This is a genomic window from Myxococcus sp. SDU36, from assembly GCF_030168875.1.
Lineage (GTDB): Bacteria > Myxococcota > Myxococcia > Myxococcales > Myxococcaceae > Myxococcus > Myxococcus vastator.
In genome coordinates this window covers 8,752,905-8,769,088 of the sequence record NZ_CP077414.1, presented here as the reverse complement: position 1 = coordinate 8,769,088, position 16,184 = coordinate 8,752,905, and the positions used below count along the sequence as shown (strand labels likewise).

The 16,184-nt window shown below is 65.9% G+C and carries 11 protein-coding genes and 4 pseudogenes; 8 read left to right on the top strand and 7 right to left on the bottom strand.

Features of this window, described 5'->3' with window-relative positions:
• The first annotated feature begins 479 nt into the window (after window positions 1-479).
• From KGD87_RS35725 to KGD87_RS35715, 3 genes are read left to right on the top strand one after another with little or no spacing between them, the layout of a single operon-like run.
• Window positions 480-929, top strand: a complete 450-nt coding sequence (locus KGD87_RS35725) for a hypothetical protein (RefSeq protein WP_284665376.1) — start codon at window positions 480-482, stop codon at window positions 927-929.
• Window positions 926-3,091, top strand: a complete 2,166-nt coding sequence (locus KGD87_RS35720; RefSeq protein WP_284665375.1) for a DUF7125 family protein — start codon at window positions 926-928, stop codon at window positions 3,089-3,091. The genes KGD87_RS35725 and KGD87_RS35720 overlap by 4 nt, the downstream gene beginning before the upstream one ends.
• On the top strand, window positions 3,091-4,563 hold the full coding sequence (locus KGD87_RS35715; protein WP_284665374.1) for a GAF domain-containing sensor histidine kinase: 1,473 nt from the start codon (window positions 3,091-3,093) through the stop codon (window positions 4,561-4,563). Before KGD87_RS35720 ends, KGD87_RS35715 begins: the two co-directional genes overlap by 1 nt.
• A gap of 410 nt (window positions 4,564-4,973) precedes the next feature.
• Here the strand turns inward: KGD87_RS35715 and KGD87_RS35710 are convergent, their stop codons facing one another.
• Window positions 4,974-5,396 (bottom strand): DMP19 family protein, encoded by a 423-nt coding sequence (locus KGD87_RS35710; protein ID WP_284665373.1) that lies wholly within the window; start codon window positions 5,394-5,396, stop codon window positions 4,974-4,976.
• Window positions 5,397-5,787: 391 nt separating this feature from the next.
• Here KGD87_RS35710 and KGD87_RS35705 point away from each other — a divergent pair, with 391 nt between their 5' ends.
• A complete protein-coding gene (locus KGD87_RS35705) occupies window positions 5,788-6,639 on the top strand; it encodes an exonuclease/endonuclease/phosphatase family protein (protein WP_284665372.1) in 852 nt (283 codons plus the stop codon).
• A gap of 290 nt (window positions 6,640-6,929) precedes the next feature.
• Window positions 6,930-7,082: pseudogene (locus KGD87_RS37010) on the top strand (head morphogenesis protein); the annotation flags it as partial.
• Between the two features lie 124 nt (window positions 7,083-7,206).
• On the opposite strand, the gene KGD87_RS35700 reads toward KGD87_RS37010, so the two are convergent.
• The 5 genes and pseudogenes from KGD87_RS35700 to KGD87_RS37120 all read right to left on the bottom strand — a co-directional run.
• Window positions 7,207-7,923: an NADPH-dependent F420 reductase gene (locus tag KGD87_RS35700; RefSeq protein WP_350102636.1), complete on the bottom strand. Its 717-nt coding sequence runs from the start codon at window positions 7,921-7,923 to the stop codon at window positions 7,207-7,209.
• A 194-nt stretch (window positions 7,924-8,117) separates the two neighbouring features.
• A complete protein-coding gene (gene istB, locus KGD87_RS35695) occupies window positions 8,118-8,906 on the bottom strand; it encodes an IS21-like element helper ATPase IstB (RefSeq protein ID WP_284665371.1) in 789 nt (262 codons plus the stop codon).
• Window positions 8,903-10,146, bottom strand: a pseudogene (gene istA / locus KGD87_RS35690) (IS21 family transposase). Before istA ends, istB begins: the two are co-directional and overlap by 4 nt.
• Window positions 10,147-10,332: 186 nt before the next feature.
• Complete coding sequence (locus KGD87_RS35685) at window positions 10,333-10,764, bottom strand: MarR family winged helix-turn-helix transcriptional regulator (RefSeq protein WP_284665370.1); 432 nt, start codon at window positions 10,762-10,764, stop codon at window positions 10,333-10,335.
• Between the two features lie 1,153 nt (window positions 10,765-11,917).
• Window positions 11,918-12,991: pseudogene (locus tag KGD87_RS37120) on the bottom strand (IS701 family transposase); the annotation flags it as partial.
• A gap of 187 nt (window positions 12,992-13,178) precedes the next feature.
• On the opposite strand from KGD87_RS37120, the gene KGD87_RS35665 reads away from it, so the two are divergent.
• Together KGD87_RS35665 and KGD87_RS35660 are read left to right on the top strand one after the other, a co-directional pair.
• Window positions 13,179-13,931, top strand: a complete 753-nt coding sequence (locus tag KGD87_RS35665) for a hypothetical protein (RefSeq protein WP_284665368.1) — start codon at window positions 13,179-13,181, stop codon at window positions 13,929-13,931.
• Window positions 13,932-14,185: 254 nt separating this feature from the next.
• Entirely contained in the window at window positions 14,186-14,572 is a 387-nt protein-coding gene (locus KGD87_RS35660) for a hypothetical protein (RefSeq protein WP_284665367.1), read from the top strand.
• A 162-nt stretch (window positions 14,573-14,734) separates the two neighbouring features.
• Here KGD87_RS35660 and KGD87_RS35655 read toward each other — a convergent pair.
• Window positions 14,735-15,355: pseudogene (locus KGD87_RS35655) on the bottom strand (hypothetical protein); the annotation flags it as partial.
• 178 nt (window positions 15,356-15,533) lie between these two features.
• Here KGD87_RS35655 and KGD87_RS35650 point away from each other — a divergent pair.
• Window positions 15,534-16,130 (top strand): hypothetical protein, encoded by a 597-nt coding sequence (locus KGD87_RS35650; protein ID WP_284665365.1) that lies wholly within the window; start codon window positions 15,534-15,536, stop codon window positions 16,128-16,130.
• Window positions 16,131-16,184 lie beyond the last annotated feature (54 nt).

The window sequence follows — 16,184 nt, the reverse complement described above, 5'->3', positions numbered from 1 at the left end:
GGTGTGCTGGACCTTGCAGGCGTCCGACTTTTCATCCGGCGCGGCCGCCAGCGGAATCTTCCTGCAAGTGGGAGGAGTAAGAAGTTCCTACCGCCCAAGTCGTATTTGCTGGCGTTCGAGGTGGCGCACGCCCAGTCTGTCAACCGCTCCTCGAATAAAAAAGAGACCTTATATTGCCCTGGAGTACCAGCCCTGCGCCGGAGCCGGTCTGCTGCACACGCTCGTCCGCCTGTGCCGCAACTCGTACTTCCCCGTCCCACGCAGGGGCCGCACGACGCGATGAGAGCGGAAAAGAATGCGATGGCCAGCCCAAGCGCTTCAGGTATGCACCAAACGAGCCGCCTCCCTGGCAGCCCCACCTTCGTCCAACATCGGTGAGCACGTGGACACCCTCGGCATGCGAGGCTCCTGCCTCCTTCAGTGCGGGGTCGGCGCCCTTCCAGCAGAGGCGCGGGTCGTTCGAGCGGGAGGAGTGACGCGTGCTTGACGAGGGTCACCACTCGGCCTGCGTGGACGCCTGGCTTGACCGAGCCGACAGGAAGCTGTCGACGGAGGCCTTTCTCCAGCTCTTCGAGACGGCTCTCACCGTGCTGTGGAAACAGACGTTGACCACGCTGGGCGACGTGACGCTGACCGCCATCGCTGGACGCGTTCTGCACAATGCCTCCGAGCGGTTCCCGCTCTTCTCGTCCCTAAAGGTCGAACGGCTGAGGGGGCTCCAGTTCGGAGAGCTCTGGGAGCAGGTCCGCGCCGGGCGCGACTCCGGGCTGAGGGAAGGAAGTCGATTCGTACTCGTGGAGTTCCTCACCGTGCTCGGCAACCTGACCGCTGAAATCCTCACACCGGAGCTGCATGCGGAACTCTCCAAAGTCGCACTTCCGGAGGCGGCCCGTCCACGCGTCACCGAGGGAGAGGGCACAACGTCATGACGAAGAGAATCGAAATCCCGCGCCTTCAGACCGGCGTCCCCAACCTCGATGAGCTCTTCAAGGGCGGCCTGCCCAAGGGCTCCGTCACCGCCGTGTGCGGCCCGCCCGGCTCGGGCAAGACGACGCTCACCCAGCAGATCTGCTTCCACAACGCCTCGGCCGCCCATCGCGTCCTCGCCTTCAACACCCTCTCGGAGCCGACCGCGAAGACGCTGCGGCACCTCCAGCAGTTCTCGTTCTTCGACCCGAAGAAGTTCGAGGAGGGCGTCAAGTTCGTGGACCTCGGCGCCATGCTGCGGCTGAGGAGCTTCGATGCGGCCCTCGCGCTCATCATGGACCACCTCAAGCAGGTCAAGCCAGACATCGTCGTCATCGACAGCTTCAAGGCCTTTGACGACCTGGCGACCTCCAAGGATGAGCTCCGGACGTTCGGCTATGAGATTGCCGTGAACCTGATGGCCTGGGAGACCACCGCACTGCTCCTCGGCGAGTACGGGCCCTCCAACTATGAGAACAATCCCCTCTTCTCCATCGTCGACGGCCTCCTCGTCCTCTCTCAGCGCGTGTCCCAGGGCGAGCACCAGCGCTTCTTCAGAATCGTCAAGATGCGTGGGACGGACCACAGCCGGGACGAGCACCCCTTCCTCATCACACCCAACGGCCTGAAGATGTTCGCTCCCCGCGAGGCCATCAAACGCGAGTCGATTCCGGAGGAGTCGCAGGAGCGCTGCAAGACGCACATCACCAAGCTCGACGAGCTTCTCGGGCACGGCATCCCCTGGGGGTCGAGCCTCCTCCTCAGCGGCGTCGCGGGCACAGGAAAGACTGTCCTCTCTCTCGAGTTCATCTACCGGGGCGCCCTCGCGGGCGAGAAGGGCATCCTCTTCTCTTTCGAGGAGAGCGAGGAGCGCCTCCGCGCCGCCGCGAAGGGCCTCGGCTGGGAGCTCGACAGGGAGATTGAACGCGGCATGGTGGAAATCGTCTTCATCCCCCAGCCCGACATCATGGTGGAGGCCCACCTCTTGATGATTCGCGAGCGCATCAAGGCCCTGAAGGCCCGGCGCGTGGTCATCGACTCCATCTCGGTGTTCCTGGACAAGGTGACGGACCCGCAGCTCAGCCGCGAGAAGGTCTTCCACCTCTGCAGCATCGTCCAGAACGCACACGCCGTCGGCTTCTTTCCCACCGACATCCCCTACGGCGCCCACCAGGTCAGCCGCATGGGCGTCGAGGAGACCGTGGTGGACGGCGTCATCATCCTCAGCTCCACGGAGGAGGGCCTGGAGCGCGAGCGCTACGTCGAGGTGTACAAGCTTCGCAACACCGCTCACCTCAAGGGCAGACACTCCATGGCCATTAGCGCCGGTGGTGTCTCCATCTTCCCTCGCTACGGGGAAGAGCTCCGCGTGGAGGCCCCTCCCCCCGCGCTGGAGGCGTCCTCCCGGCTGGGCTCTGGCACTCCCGGGCTCGACGGGCTGATGGGCGGTGGGTTGCTCAGGCGAAGCGCCACCCTCGTCTCTGGCAGCGCGGGCGTCGGCAAGAGCACCTTCGGGCTCCAGTTCCTCCTGGAGGGCGCCAGGACTGGGGAGCCGGGCCTCTATGTCTCGATGGAAGAGGGACCCGAGCAGCTGCTCGCCAGCGCCGAGTCCCTGGGATTGCCACTGCGCGCGCGGCTCGACGCGGGCCTCATCCAGGTGCTCTACGTCTCCCGGGAGCACCTGCGCGCGGGTCAGTACCTGACCGTGCTGTCGGACCGTATCAAGGCGCTGAAGGCCTCACGTGTCGTGCTCGACGCCGCGACGCAGCTGCTGACGGCACACACATCCATCGACGAGCTCCGTCACGTGCTCTACAAGCTGGTGGTCCGCTTCAAGACCCTCGGCATCACCAGCGTCCTCACGCTCGAGTCGTCCTCGCTCTTCTCCATGGAGCGAGTCACCGACCAGGGGCTCTCACCCATCGCCGACAACCTGCTCATGCTGCGCTACGATGAAGCAGCGGGCCGCCTGGCGCCTACGCTGACGGTCGTGAAGACTCGTGGTAGTGAGCATGATCGACGCACTTTTTTCATGACGGTCGCGCAGGGAGGGCTGCGAATCGGTTCGTCCGTGAGTGAGCTCCCGGCGCCTTCCTGGGCCGCCCCCGAAGACACGAGGCGCTGATGAGCTCTGGTCGGCGAAAGAAGGGCCTTCCCCCTGACACGCGAGAGGAGGCGAGCGGACAGCGCACGCGTGGCCCGCCCCCCAACGATTCGTTGGCGAGTCTGGAGCAGGCCTATCGGCGGCTCGAACACCTATATGAAATCAGCAAGCTCTTCGCGAGCTTCGAGAGCGTCGTGCAGTCCTTCGACCCGGCGCTTGGCATCCTTGCGAAGTCACTGCCCCTGCGCAGCGCGGTCCTCATCCAGACGGAGAACGGCCAATCGCGGATGATCATCTGGCCGTCCGGAAGCCAGGACCCCGAGCGGATGCGAGCAGTCAGCCGGCACGCGGAGGACGCCTACGCCTACCTCGTCGGGGCGGAGTCAACCGAGTCCCTCGGACTCACTGAGCAGCCGGGCATGACCCTGCTGCCCAGGCAGGAGTTGCTTCAAGGAGAAGACGAGAAGCGGTTCATCGTCATCCCGCTCGTGGTGGCCCAGCACTCGCTCTTTGGCGCCCTTCAGCTCGAGGCGGCCATGTCCCTCGACAAGAAGGACCTGATCTTCGTCAATGCCATCGCCAATCAGCTCGCGATCGCACTCGAGCGCGACCGTGCGTGGCGGCAAGACATCACCCGACGAGTGGACGCCGAGGAAGAGCGCGCCCAGGCGGAGGCGCGAGGCGCCACGTCCGACAGAGACCGCCTCGTCGCCGAGAGCTCGAGTGCGAGATACAAGGCGCTCGCCAGCGAGAACGCCCGCTTGTACAAGCAGGCGCATCTCTCGGTGCGGGTGCGTGAGCAGATCCTAGGGGTGGTCTCCCACGACCTGAAGAATCCGCTCTCGACCATCCTCATGACCACCAGCGCGCTCGCGCAGCGAGAAGCTCTCGAGGGGCGGCTGACCGATGTTCAACGGGGGGTGGGGCGAATCCAACGCGCGGCCGAGCGCATGCTGCGGCTCATCGACGACCTGCTCGACTTCGCGAGCATCGAGTTCGGGCAGCTCTCCATCAAGCGCCAGCCCAATGACGTGGACTCGATGATCAACGAAACCCTGGCGAGCTTCGAGCGCGTCGCGCAGGAGCATCGACTGAAGATGACCGCCGAGGTCGAGCCGCGACTCCCGAAGATCTTCTGCGACAGGGATCGCATCCTCCAGGTCCTGTCCAACCTGGTCGGCAACGCCACCAAGGTCACCGCGGAGGGCGGGCACATCACCCTCAAGGTCGAGGGGCACGAGAACCAGAGCGTATTCGCGGTCGCGGACGATGGTCCTGGGATTCGCGGGGAGGACCTCAAGCATCTCTTCGACCGGTACTGGCGCAGCGGCGAGGCGAGATACAGGGGGACTGGCCTGGGGCTTGCCATCGCGAAAGGAATCGTCGACGCGCATGGTGGCCGCATCTGGGTGGAGAGTGAGTGGGGACACGGCGCGACGTTCCGCTTCACGGTTCCCCTGGCCGCCGGCGACGGCGCGGTCGCCACGCCGTGACGTAGCGGCTGCCGTTGCCGCCGGCGAGCACCCGGCGCCAAGGCCCGTCCGCATACGGAGGATATGGCCTCTCCAGCCCAAGGCCGGCCCCGGTCCTGTACCTGGACCCATCCAAGGGCCATTGCTATCCGAGGAGGAGCCCCCTCGCCCCACTCGTGCAACGGCTGCCAGGCATCTTCCGCTCACCCTCTGCCGAGAACGACTGCGCAGCACCGCCGCCAATGCACGATGGCGGAATGGCCACGCTCGCCCTTCTCCTGCAGTGACGCCGTCAGCGCCGACTGAAGGAGCGACGATTCGCGACCTCGGGTCAAGCCAGCTCCAGAAGCCTCCTGGCGAAGGCCTCCCACAGACGGCACTGGCGCCCACCACCGTCATGCGCACGCGACTCTCCACGACGGGCCAGCCACTCAGTCGCGGAAGAGCTCAGACGGGTGCGCGTCGATGTACCGCAGGAAGCAGTCCTCCAGTCGCTCCTCGCCAACGAGGCGCTCGCTCAGAGGGTCGATGTGCTCGTTGAGCCATGCCCGCGGGCGCGCATCGAGTATCCGACGACGCTCGTTCTGCGTCTCCGGGGGGGTGGCGCCGAAGAGAACAAGCATGCCGGCCCTCACCGTCGCAGCGTGCTCGGCCGCGCCAAGCGCGTCGAAGCTTTTCACCACGAAGTTCACGTCAGACGGGCTGAAGTTGTACAGCGCCTGGTCCAACCCTCCGTTCCCCACGTCTCGAATGAAGAACGTCGTGAGGGCAAGCCAATTGTGAGCCTGCTCCGATTCCGTGAACTCCCGGCGCTGCCTCCGGCTCTTCTTCTGCTTCGCGTCACTCACCGACATTGGACACCCTTTCCACCACATCTCGGGTGTCCACGGAATCGGGGCAGGCTCATACGACAACGCTCGCCGCTATGTGAGCACATTGGACGGCCCAACGCGTCGCATTGCTGCAAACGAAGCCGCTGCATTCTCTCCTCGTTACTCTGACACGCGCACGACAACTTTTCCGAAAGGCCCACGGCGAAGGTGCACCAAAGCCACAGGCACATCCGTCGTCGGCTACCGCATCGATGACAGGCCTCCACGCATCTACGTCCACGTCGCGCACGAGTTCCTCGAGCGAGCAGCGAGGCCCCTTTGTTCGTCATTGTCTCGCCAGGAATTCGCGACGCGGGTGTATGCTTCCGGCCAGAGCGCTCCTGCGTCAGGAGCGACGAAAGGACAAAACACCATGCCTAGCCTGAAGACCTTTTCACACAACTTCGTCGCAACATTGCTCATTCTCGGCGCGATGACATGGGCCCGGGACGCGTCGGCGGCCCTGAAAGTGGCGAGCTGGAACATCCAAATCCTCGGCTCGAACAAGATAAAAAATCCAGACGTCGTGAAGGTCATCATAGACACCATCAAGCAGTACGACCTCATCCTCGTGCAGGAGATAAAAGACACGACCGACGCCACAGCGATGAGCCTCCTGAACCAAGTCAACGCTGCGACGGGCAACGCGTACGGCATCCTCGTGAGTAATCGTCTGGGTCGGACGAGCGCGAGGGAGCAATACGCCTACTTCTACAAGAAGAGCGCGCTCAAGGTGGTCGACAGCTACCACTATGCCGACGCCGACGACCTCTTCGCGCGCGAACCGTTCGTCGTCAGGTTCAGCACCACCCAGGCGACCGTGAAGAATTTTTTCGTCGTTCCACTCCACGCGGAGCCTTCGGCGGCGGTCGCAGAAATCGGCTCCCTGGTCAAGGTCTACGACGACGCCGCAAAGCGCTGGAACATCAAGAACGGCATTCTCATGGGGGACTGGAAAGCAGGCTGTAGCTACTTTGCCAAGAAATACTGGGGGACGAATCCCCTGCGTTCAGACGCTCGGTTCACTTGGCTCATCGGGGACGACAACAACTCCACCGTCGGTAAGTCGGATTGCGCGTACGACCGAGCCGTGGTGGCAGGAGATAAACTGCGCGCGAATGCCGCGAAGGGTCGCACCGCGTATGTGGACACCAAGTTCAATCTGACCTTGGAGTTTATGAGGTTGGTGAGCGACCACTATCCGATTGAGTTCGAGATCAACTAAGCAAGGCCCTCGAGGGCATCACGGCTTCGGCTGTTCCGCGGGAGCGGTCGATGCGGAGGCCGCGCGGTGACGACACCCGAGGCCGTCCACGACGCCGACCGCAGCCTCCAGACCATCGACCATCCAAAGCCATCGTCGTCGGCGAGCACGTACAGGCCCCCGCAAGCAGCCCGAGCGGCGAAGACGTCTCGATGCCGTTCGCCGCGGCCCGCGCGTTTCAGCAGTCCTATCCTCCGGAGGCTGGGTGCCTCCTCGTGAAGCACTCCAACTCGCTCCGGTAGCATGGGCGACGCCTGGCCGAGGTGCTCCGCTCCGCCGCTGGCACTCGTGACGACGTCGGCGAGTTCCGCGCCCTCGCTTCGGACAGGCAACTGGCGGAAGCGGGCGTGGGCTTCCCTCCATTCCACGGCCTCTGCCGAACCACGACGCTCGCCGTCACGTGAGAACGACCAGCGGTACTACTGTCACGAGCCGCTGCACGGCCCCAGCGATAAAGCGTCACCCACGACGCCATGGTGGACGTCGACACCGTGCCAGCCGTCCCATGAACTCGCCTCCCGCGAAATGCTACATGAACAATGCGCGATTGAGGCGGACCCCATACTCCCCATCGGGATTCGTGGTGCCATCCCCGACCCGTTCCGTGATAGCCGCCACCGCAAGGTCGCGCCGCTTGGGCAAGCGCGCCGCATCGGCTGCCGCCAGCGCCGCCGGCATTTGCTCGCGGGTGAGGTCCGTGCAATAGCACGGTGCGCCAGGCTGCTGCCGCCACGACTCCGCTAGCGTGCCCGCGTCGAATGCGTCGAATCCGGTGTCCTCGACAAGCGACATGCCCACCTTGCGCTCCGTATCCCGGTCCGCCGCCACAGGGAGAGCAATGCGCCCTGGGCTCCCCGGCGCCATTCCCTTTGTTGCGAAAGACGCAGAGCCAATCGAGTTCCACGCCTTGACGACCGGCCGGCCCAGCATTTCGGCCACCCACAGGCTTTCGACCTGTCCGGCCTCGATGGCGGCAATCTTGCCGTCACGGAAGGGATAGTAGTTCGACGTGTCGATGACCACCGTCCTGGCGGGAACGCCGGTGATGAGCGGCGCGAGCCCGGGGATACGGTTTAGGGGGATTGAGAGGATGACGGCGTCCACGTCGGCTACCGCTTCCGCGACGGTGACCGCGCGCGCGCCGGAGGCCAGCACATCGGCTTCTATCGTCTCCGGGCCGCGCGAGTTGGCCACCTTCACGTCATGCCCAGCCGCACCCAGTTTGCGCGCCAGGGTCTTCCCAATGTGGCCAACGCTGTCAGGCGACAGGAACTTTTGACCCCCTTACGTCACTAAAACTGCCCCCCTCCCCGGGCCCAGTTGGACTGCGCCGTGATGCTACGTCGTTTCCCTGCGTGCGTCCGCCGGAGCGCGCCCTCGCTGCTTCTCAAGCGAGGGCGCGCGCAGGCCACGTCCGAGGCACTGCGCTCGTGCTCGACTCAGCCGTCGTTGCCAGGCGGCGCGCTGCGGCCCAGCAGCCCCGCCTTGCGCTTCTGGCGTAGCCGGTAGCTGTCGCCCTGGATGAGCACCGTGTGGCTGTGGTGCAGCAGTCGGTCGAGGATGGCGGCGGCCAGCACGTCGTCGCCGAAGACGCCGCCCCACTGGCCCACCAACTGGTTGGTGGTAATCAGCAGGCTGCCCTTCTCGTAGCGTCGCGCCACCAGTTGGAAGAAGAGGTGCGCGCTCCTCTTCTCGAAGGGCAGGTAGCCCAGCTCGTCGATGATGAGCAGCTTGGGCTTGGCGAAGTAGTTGAGCTTGTCCTTGAGGGCCCCTTCGCTCTCGGCCTTGGCCAGCGCCGCCAGCAGCGCCGTCGCGCTGGTGAAGAGGACCGAGTGCCCGGCCTCCACTGCCGCCCGTCCCAGTCCAATCGCCAGGTGCGTCTTGCCCACGCCCGGCGGGCCGAAGAGCAGCACGTTCTCGGTCTGCGCGATGAAGCGTCCGGTGGCCAGCTCCCGCACCAGCTTGCTGTCCACCGAGGGCTGCGCCTTGAAGTCGAAGTCCTCCAGCGTCTTCACCGCGGGGAAGTGGGCGATGGTGATTCCCATGCTCACGCGCTTCTTCTGCTTGGCGCCTATCTCCTCGCGCAGCAGCGCGTCGAGGAAGTCCAGGTAGGTGGGCTCGGTGCGGGCCGCCTCCGACAGCAGCGCGTCGAGCCGCTCGGCCAGGTGGCCCAGGCGCAGCCGGCCCAGGTGCTCCCGTACGCGCGCGTGGACCAGGTCGTGGCTCATGCGGCACCTCGCTTCGAGTCCTGCTCCACGACGGCGGCGTAGTCCTCCAGCGAGCGCCCGAGGCCTGTCAGCGACGAGTCCTTCTCGGAGCGTTCCTCGTCACGCGGACGCCACAGCCCCTCCCAATGCGCCGGGTCGACGACGCGCGCGTGCGGCTGCCGATGGCGAGCGTGCGTGGCCACCAGCGCACCGGCGTGGAAGATGCGCACCTCGTCGTCCCCCACCTGCACCTCGACATTCTCACGCACCAGCCGGTGCGGCACGCTGTAGCGCACTGTGTCCACGTCCACGAGCGCGTCGTTGGCCACCTTGCGCTTGAGCCGCTGGTGACGGCGCGGCAGCACTCGCAGGGGCAGCGGGCGCAGGGCGGCCTTCTCCTCGCGCTCGAAGCGCTCCAGGGGCGGCTCGTGCGTGGTGCCGTGCACGCGCTCATCCGCCTCGCCCATCCACTGCGCCAGGTGGGCCTCCATCGCACCGAAGGCCTCGAAGTCCCGGCCCGCCAGCGCGTTGCGCTTGACGTACTTGACGCCCGACTCCGTCTTGCCCTTGGTGCGAGCGCGGTAGGGCCCGCACGCCTTGGGCGTCACGTCCCAGTCCCGGCAGAACTGCACCCAGGCCGGGTGGAAGCGCACGGTGCCCGCCTGCCGGTTGTTCTCTTCCACCAGGGGCCGGGCGTTGTCCGAGAGCACCTCCAGCGGCACGCCCCGAAGTGCACGAAGGCCGCGGCCACGCCCTCGCGCCAGTCGTCCCCGCGCTGGTTGAGGAAGGCTCGCACGAACAAGCGCCTGGAGAACGAGAGCACCGCCACCAGCAGGAAGACCTTCACCACCTGCCCGCCCAGCCGCACCTTCTTCTCGCCGAAGTCCACCTGCATCTGCTGCCCTGGCTTCGTCTCGAACCGCACCGTCGCCGTCTGAGCTGCGTGCACCTGGCGCCGCCTCTTCTCCACCGCGCGTTGCACGGTGCGCACGCTGGCCTCCACTCCCTCCTGCGCCAGCAGCGCCTTGACGACAACGGCGTTACCTTCAGCAGCCGAATCCCAGAGTTCCACCGCGCGCTGCTGCTCGCTCTCGGTGAGCCGCCGGGCCTTCGGTCGGACCTGCGTGTCGGCCGCACTCCCCGCACGCAGGTAGCGCCGCACCGTGTTGCGCGCCACGCCCACCTCACGCGCGATGCGCTTGGCGCCCCAGCCCGCCTCCGCCAGCACGCGCACCTGCCGCACCACTTCCTGCTCGACCATCGACTCCTCCGCTGTCGAGCGGAGGGCTACTACTGCTGTCCCTTCCATTGCTGCCTACCTCCCTGGTTTGCAGGCCCGGAGAGGGGGTCAGTTTTAGTGGCACGAGGGGGTCAATTTTGCTGTCGCTCTACAAACGCCGACGATGCCGATTTTCATGTTGGAGTCTCCTTGTGTCCCCTGAGGTCTTCACTCATCTGCCGGGTGCGCAAGCGCCTCGAGCGTGCGACGCAGGTCGTCCAGGCCTCGGTCGGTCAGCTGGCATGCCGACTTAATCTTCCCTGAAATACTCCGGACATTGGTTTCGAGGGCTCGACCACGGGGTGTCAGGTCCACCAGTACACGGCGCTCGTCGGCAGGGTCTCGTTTCCGCGTGACGAGCCCTGCCGTATCGAGCCGCTTGACCAGCGGCGTAATCGTTCCCGTGTCCATGTCCAGGCGGGCGCCGAGTGCACCAACGGGAAGGGGCGCACCATCCAGCAGCGCGAGAATCACGAGGTACTGGGGGAACGTCAGGCCTAGCGGTTCAAGGAACGGCTTGTGCAGACGCACCATCCGGTTGGCCGCACCATAGAGCGCGAAGGATAGCTGTGTGCCAATGCTCTTCGGTTCCAACGCCACATTCCCTCGTTCACTACTATCTAGCGCACTAGATAAACGACAGTGCTTCACAAATCAAGTCGCTGACTGGCGGTCAACCGCATGGACCGCACAAGGGCGTGATGGAGCTGCGCCAAAGGGGAAGCGTGCGCTGGTAAGCCACCTTCCCGGCCAGCCCTCCAAGCGACTTCACCGACGACGCCAAACTTTCGGTGGGCAGTGGCGCCGCGCTCTCCGTCCCACTAGGAGCTTCACGGCCCGGAGCCGGAGGAACCAGATGGCCCTCTCTTGGCCGCCGCCCCAATTCCATTCAGGCTTCCTAGCCTTCGCCGCGTTGCACGTAGTCGCGCTCCCCTAACCGAACGCGCAGCGCGTTCTGGCCCTTCTTGCACGGCAGCGCCGTGGCCACGCTGCTCGGTTCGCTTCCCGCCGACCGCAGCACCTACTCCTGGGCGCTCTCCGGCGCGGCTCCGGTGAGTAGCACGGCGGTGGCGAGGACGAGGCATGCGCCCGGTGGCGGCGCCCGTGCTTGGGAACATGGGGCATGGACATGGACGTCTGAACCTTCTCGAGAACGCTTCGCGGGGCTTGCACGAACTTCCCGCCGCGCAGAAGAGGGCCGGGCCAGGAATGTTCGGCGCGCCTTTAGTGCTCCTCCAAGCCGACGAAAACTCTCGCTGGACGCCCGAACGGACGCACTCCTCGTCCAGACGGGACGCAGCGCCCCTATACGGCAGCCCGGCAAGGAGGGACGTCGTGTCGCCGTCGGCTCCCCCTCGACTAGCGCGCTTTGTCTCGTCCGCGCGTTTTTCAATTAATGCTCGCCACTGCTACCGCATTTGAAGCAATGGCTCTCACGCGCCGACTGCAAGCGAGGCCGAAGGGCCTTCGCGCATTCATCTGGGCCGTTGCAGCGACGCGTAGCGGAATCCAGAGGGGGGAAGAAGACACCATCCTGTTGGTAGACGTGCTGGAGGAGCATCTCGACGAGGCGGAGTTCCGGTGGCTGCAGTGAGAAAAGGCGCTGGGGGCGCCAGACTTCTCACTGACTGAGATTGCGAGATTTGAGGAGCTCCTCCTCGCGCATCTGGGCGGCCTGGTGGTTGGCGCATCCACCGCTATCGAATCCGTGCTGCGGCCCGCATTTGAAACAGAGGACGCCTTTCGCATCTCCGCGGCGGCCTTCGTAATGGTCCAGGCCGAGTTCCCCCTTGAGGTCTTCGTAGACGCGTTCGGTTCTCCATCGCTGCATCACCAGGCGGATGAGCTGCCTCTTCGTCCAGCCCTCCGGTAGGGATATCAGGAAGTAGTTGGCAGGCTCGAGCTCTCCGTCTCGCCACTCAATGAGCAACCCCAGAGGCTCCTGCTCTCGCTGGGGGACGCCCGCGGCGACGACGCGGCGCAGGGCAAAGCGTGCCGACAAGGCGTCTTGCGTGCCCTGGCGCCAGGTGCTCCGCCGGAAGCCGCCTCGTTCATGAATGTGCCAGGCCAGGTCCGAAACGCTTTGCGCGTCCTTTCGGGGACGGCCCTTCGCATCCAGGAGGCGGACACCCGTTTGCGCAGACACCGCGACGGCGTAGTGCAAGCCCAGCGCGCGAAGGCGCGCGCGGAGGTCGCTGGAGTTGCCGTAGGCGCTGTCCGCCAGGAGGACGCCCGGAGCAACCCCGTCCTCCACGGCCCGCTCAATCATTCGCAGCGCCAGCTGGGGCTTGGTTTTGAAGGAAACCTCGGAAGGTATGCGGGCCTCGCGGCGACGCGCCTCGTCGTTGGCCCAGCACTCGGGGAGTTACAGCTCGAAGTCGACGGGCAGGTGCTCGGTACGAGTGGCCACGCTGAGGCTGACGCCAATCTGGCAGTTGGTAACCTTCCCCGCCGAGCCGGTGTACTGCCTCTGGACGCCCACCGAGTGCTTGCCCTGCTTGAGGAAGCCCGTGTCGTCCACAATCCAGGCTTCCACCGACTCCCGCCGCGTCATCGCCTCCAGCGCGTACCTCGCCGCCTGGCGCCGCACGTCCCGGTCGCTCCACTTCGAGTCCACGGCGAAGTGCAGCAGTCGCTGGTGCATGGCATCCACCCGCTCGGGGTCCGGACACGCGCGGGCGGCGATGGGCTCCACGCTCTTGCGCTCCCCCTCCCCCTAATGGCCCATGGCGTAGAGGGCGAACGAGCCGCGTCGGCTCTCCTCACCGAGAACCTCGCCGATTTGCTGGAAATACCTCTCAAGCCGCTGCACGGCGGCGCCGTTCATGAAGGAGTCCATACCTGTTTCATGAGTGGGGCGGATGGCGGCCGATGCAATGAGGTCCTGCCCGCCCAGCCCTCCGTCGCCCATTCCCCCTTCGGCCTACCCCTGACGTAGTAGTGCTATGATGCCGCCCGCGCCAGTCGGTCCAGCGCGCGGGAGGCTGTCGGTGAGGGAGCGTCAACGAGTGGTCTTGACTCAGCCAGAGGCCGAGGAGCCCGCGGTCGAGCACCTCGATGCCCTGATTCGCCGGGCCCGGGCGGCCTCGGAGGACGAGCGGGATCTGCTGGGCGAGGAGCTCAACACATTGTTGCTCCAACTGCCCGCGGCGCCCGAGCCCGAGCGCAACGCCGCGTGGGTGCGGAGGCTCCTAGAGTCTCAGGCACTGGTGGGCCTCGGCACGTCGACCATGCCCGCGACCATCGCCGCCATGCGGGTGCTCCTGGACCTGGGCTACCCGAGCTCGCTCACGCTGACGCCCGAGGAACTCGCGACGCTGCGGCGCTGGGAACACCAGCGCTTCGCGGTTCCCTGGCTCCTCCTGCTCGTGACGCTGTGCCTGGTCTTCCTCGTCCAGTTCGGCTTCATCATGATGGGGACCGAGAACGCGCTCATGCTCCACTTCAAGGCCTCGTTCGACGCCTTGTCGGGGGAACCTCCGCCGCCGCCCACCCTCATGGAGCGCTACGAGACCTTCATCCGAGACACAGCCTATCAGGTCCTACCCGCCCAGTTCCTCGCGGGGACGGCCGCCTTCTTCTTCACGGTGACGCTCGGCCTTCGCCCGGTTGGGAGACGTCGAGCCCGGCTCGCCTTCCTGTCGCTCGCGGTGGCCGGTGCGGTGGTGAGCCTGCTTCAGCTCCCCGCGAATGGGTGGATTGCCGCCACCACCTTCGTGGGCGCCGTTGGGGCATTCATCTGTGCCGCAATGCTGAAGCCAGTCTGAAGCCCTCCGTGAGCCGCGGCCTGTGACGTCTCAGTTGAAGATTATGTCGGACGGCCGATGTACACGGCCTGCCTGACCTTCAATTTGATGCGGCATTTATAGCTTTCCATTCTTCCCGTGATGTTGGGCTGTGGCACTCCCGCTGGCGAGAAGCCACCGAGGCGCTGGCGACGCACACGCAGGCCCTGCTGACGGGGACTCCGGCGTCCACGGGCGCGCTGGCGTTCCTCAACAGCCGCTCGACGACGGCGACGGTGCTGGACATCGACGTGCCCCTCGACTCGGACGCCGCGCAGAACCTCATCGCATACCGCAACGGGCCGGACGGGGTGGCGTCCACAGCGGATGATCGCCACTTCGTCTCCATCGACCAGGTGGACGCGGTCCCCCAGGTCGGGGCGAGCGCGCTGGCGGCGCTGGAGGCGTACGCCCGCGCCACGGGCCGCCTGCACTCAGCGTGGGTGAAGGACGCCGCGCCCCACAGCATCCCCGTCGTCATTCTCCCGCGCGGGCGCAGGCCCAAGGCCGACGCTGCGCCTCCCGCACCGAAGCCTGTGCCTACCCAAAATTCGGTCGCTGCGTCATGGGTGCGCCAAGGCCACATTCGAAAGTGCGTCACAGTGAGCGAGGCGCCGGTATAGCGCTCACCACAACGAGAGCAGCCGCATACCCAGGAGCCGTGGGCACAATCTGGCAGACGCCGGCCAGCTGGCGCCTATGGCCATGCCCCCAGCGCGCCACCCCTCGGCTTGGACGGCGCGCCAGCCAGCATCTCCTGGCGCGCGAGGAGCACCAGCACCAAATCAGGGCCGGTACCGCTCAGCCTCCTTGAAGAACTGGGTGAGCGAATACTCCAATAGCGACTGGCGGGACTGCATGCACCGGCGGGCCCGGAGGAAGGGCAGCCAGACGCGCCTCCCAACGCGCAACTGGGACCTCTCCAGATTTAGCCGCAGCACCCACGTCCCTCCCAACCGCCGCACCAGCACGTCCCCCAGATAGGCGCCGAGCGCCGGAGCTGTGTGACTGTCGATGAGTTCGCGCGTGTACCGCTCCGGGAAGTTCTCCCGCCAGAAATAGAAGTCGAGGTCCGTGAGGGACTCGGCCGTCTCGTCCATGATGGAGGGCACCTGGGTGTGCAGTGCCGCCACGAGTCCTTCGGACCAGTCGCCGTAGGACTCGAGGACGCGCTCCGGATTCACCACGTCCGAGGGATGAGCGACAGGGAGCCACTCCGCCGGCACCGGCGGCCGGAAGGCGTTGAATTCGGCAATCTTCCGCTGCCGAGTAGCGACACCGGACTCATCCACGAGCCGAGTCAAGAGCGACGCCACGTCCGGATGGAAGCGCGGCTCGATGGGGACGAGCGCGGCGCTGCGCTCCCGCAGCGTGCGCAGCACCGTGTCGAAATCGAGGTCTGGCCGTTGGACGAACAGAAGCACTCGTTTCCCCTTGGCCCTCGTGCTGAGATGCTTCACCATGGGTGATTGGGCGGTGACGACGCACTGGGCATGGACACGGCCACGAATGCCTGAAGCCAGGGACTTTCCGAGCGACCGCTGGGCTGCCCGCCTTGGCCGAGTGGGCCCAGGGCTCTGGCAGTTGGAAACGCTCCAGAAGTACGGCTACTACCGTGCCCCCGAAGGGACGGCCGCCGTGGGGGTCCAAGCTCCCGACGGCTATCTGGTGGAATACGGAGGCGGCCCCTTCTCCGCAGCCTGGAACTATCTCGTCGCCACAGAGCCCTCCGGCGCAAGCCGCTTCGCGCGAGCCGCGGGGCTGCTGGGTGAAGACGCCTCCCTCCCGCCTGCGGTTCAACACGCGGTGCTGTGCCTGCGCACCCCCATCCGCTTCGAGCGCCCTCTTGCGTCCTGGAGCCTGAGCGAAAGCCATCTGGACTCAGCCCCCGCCGCCCGCGTCGCTGAGGCGCTCATCGCCGGAGGCCCCCCTCCTCGCCGGGGACGGATCGAATGCGTAGTGGGACTCTTTACTTTCGAGTTCGGCTGGGTCCACACAGGCGTCCTGACACTGTTCATCGACAAGTCGATGGAGCAAAGTGGGGCAGAACTCGAAATGACAGGCCGGTTCAACGCACTCTCCGAGACAAAGGAGGTCGGCCCTTTCGCGCACTCCCTGTACATGGAGCGGCCCACATCAGTACCGGTGCCCCTCGTCGCCTGGCCCTTCCCCTCGCGGTAAGGGCTCGCTCAGAAGGAACCGTTCTTCCCCGAAGGAGGGCTGGGTGGGTGAACA

Excerpts from the sequence above, each read along its gene's own strand:
- KGD87_RS35720 (WP_284665375.1), top strand. The coding sequence starts at position 926 with ATGACGAAGAGAATCGAAATCCCGCGCCTTCAGACCGGCGTCCCCAAC.
- KGD87_RS35715 (WP_284665374.1), top strand. The coding sequence starts at position 3,091 with ATGAGCTCTGGTCGGCGAAAGAAGGGCCTTCCCCCTGACACGCGAGAG.
- KGD87_RS35710 (WP_284665373.1), bottom strand. The coding sequence starts at position 5,396 with ATGTCGGTGAGTGACGCGAAGCAGAAGAAGAGCCGGAGGCAGCGCCGG.
- KGD87_RS35705 (WP_284665372.1), top strand. The coding sequence starts at position 5,788 with ATGCCTAGCCTGAAGACCTTTTCACACAACTTCGTCGCAACATTGCTC.
- istB (WP_284665371.1), bottom strand. The coding sequence starts at position 8,906 with ATGAGCCACGACCTGGTCCACGCGCGCGTACGGGAGCACCTGGGCCGG.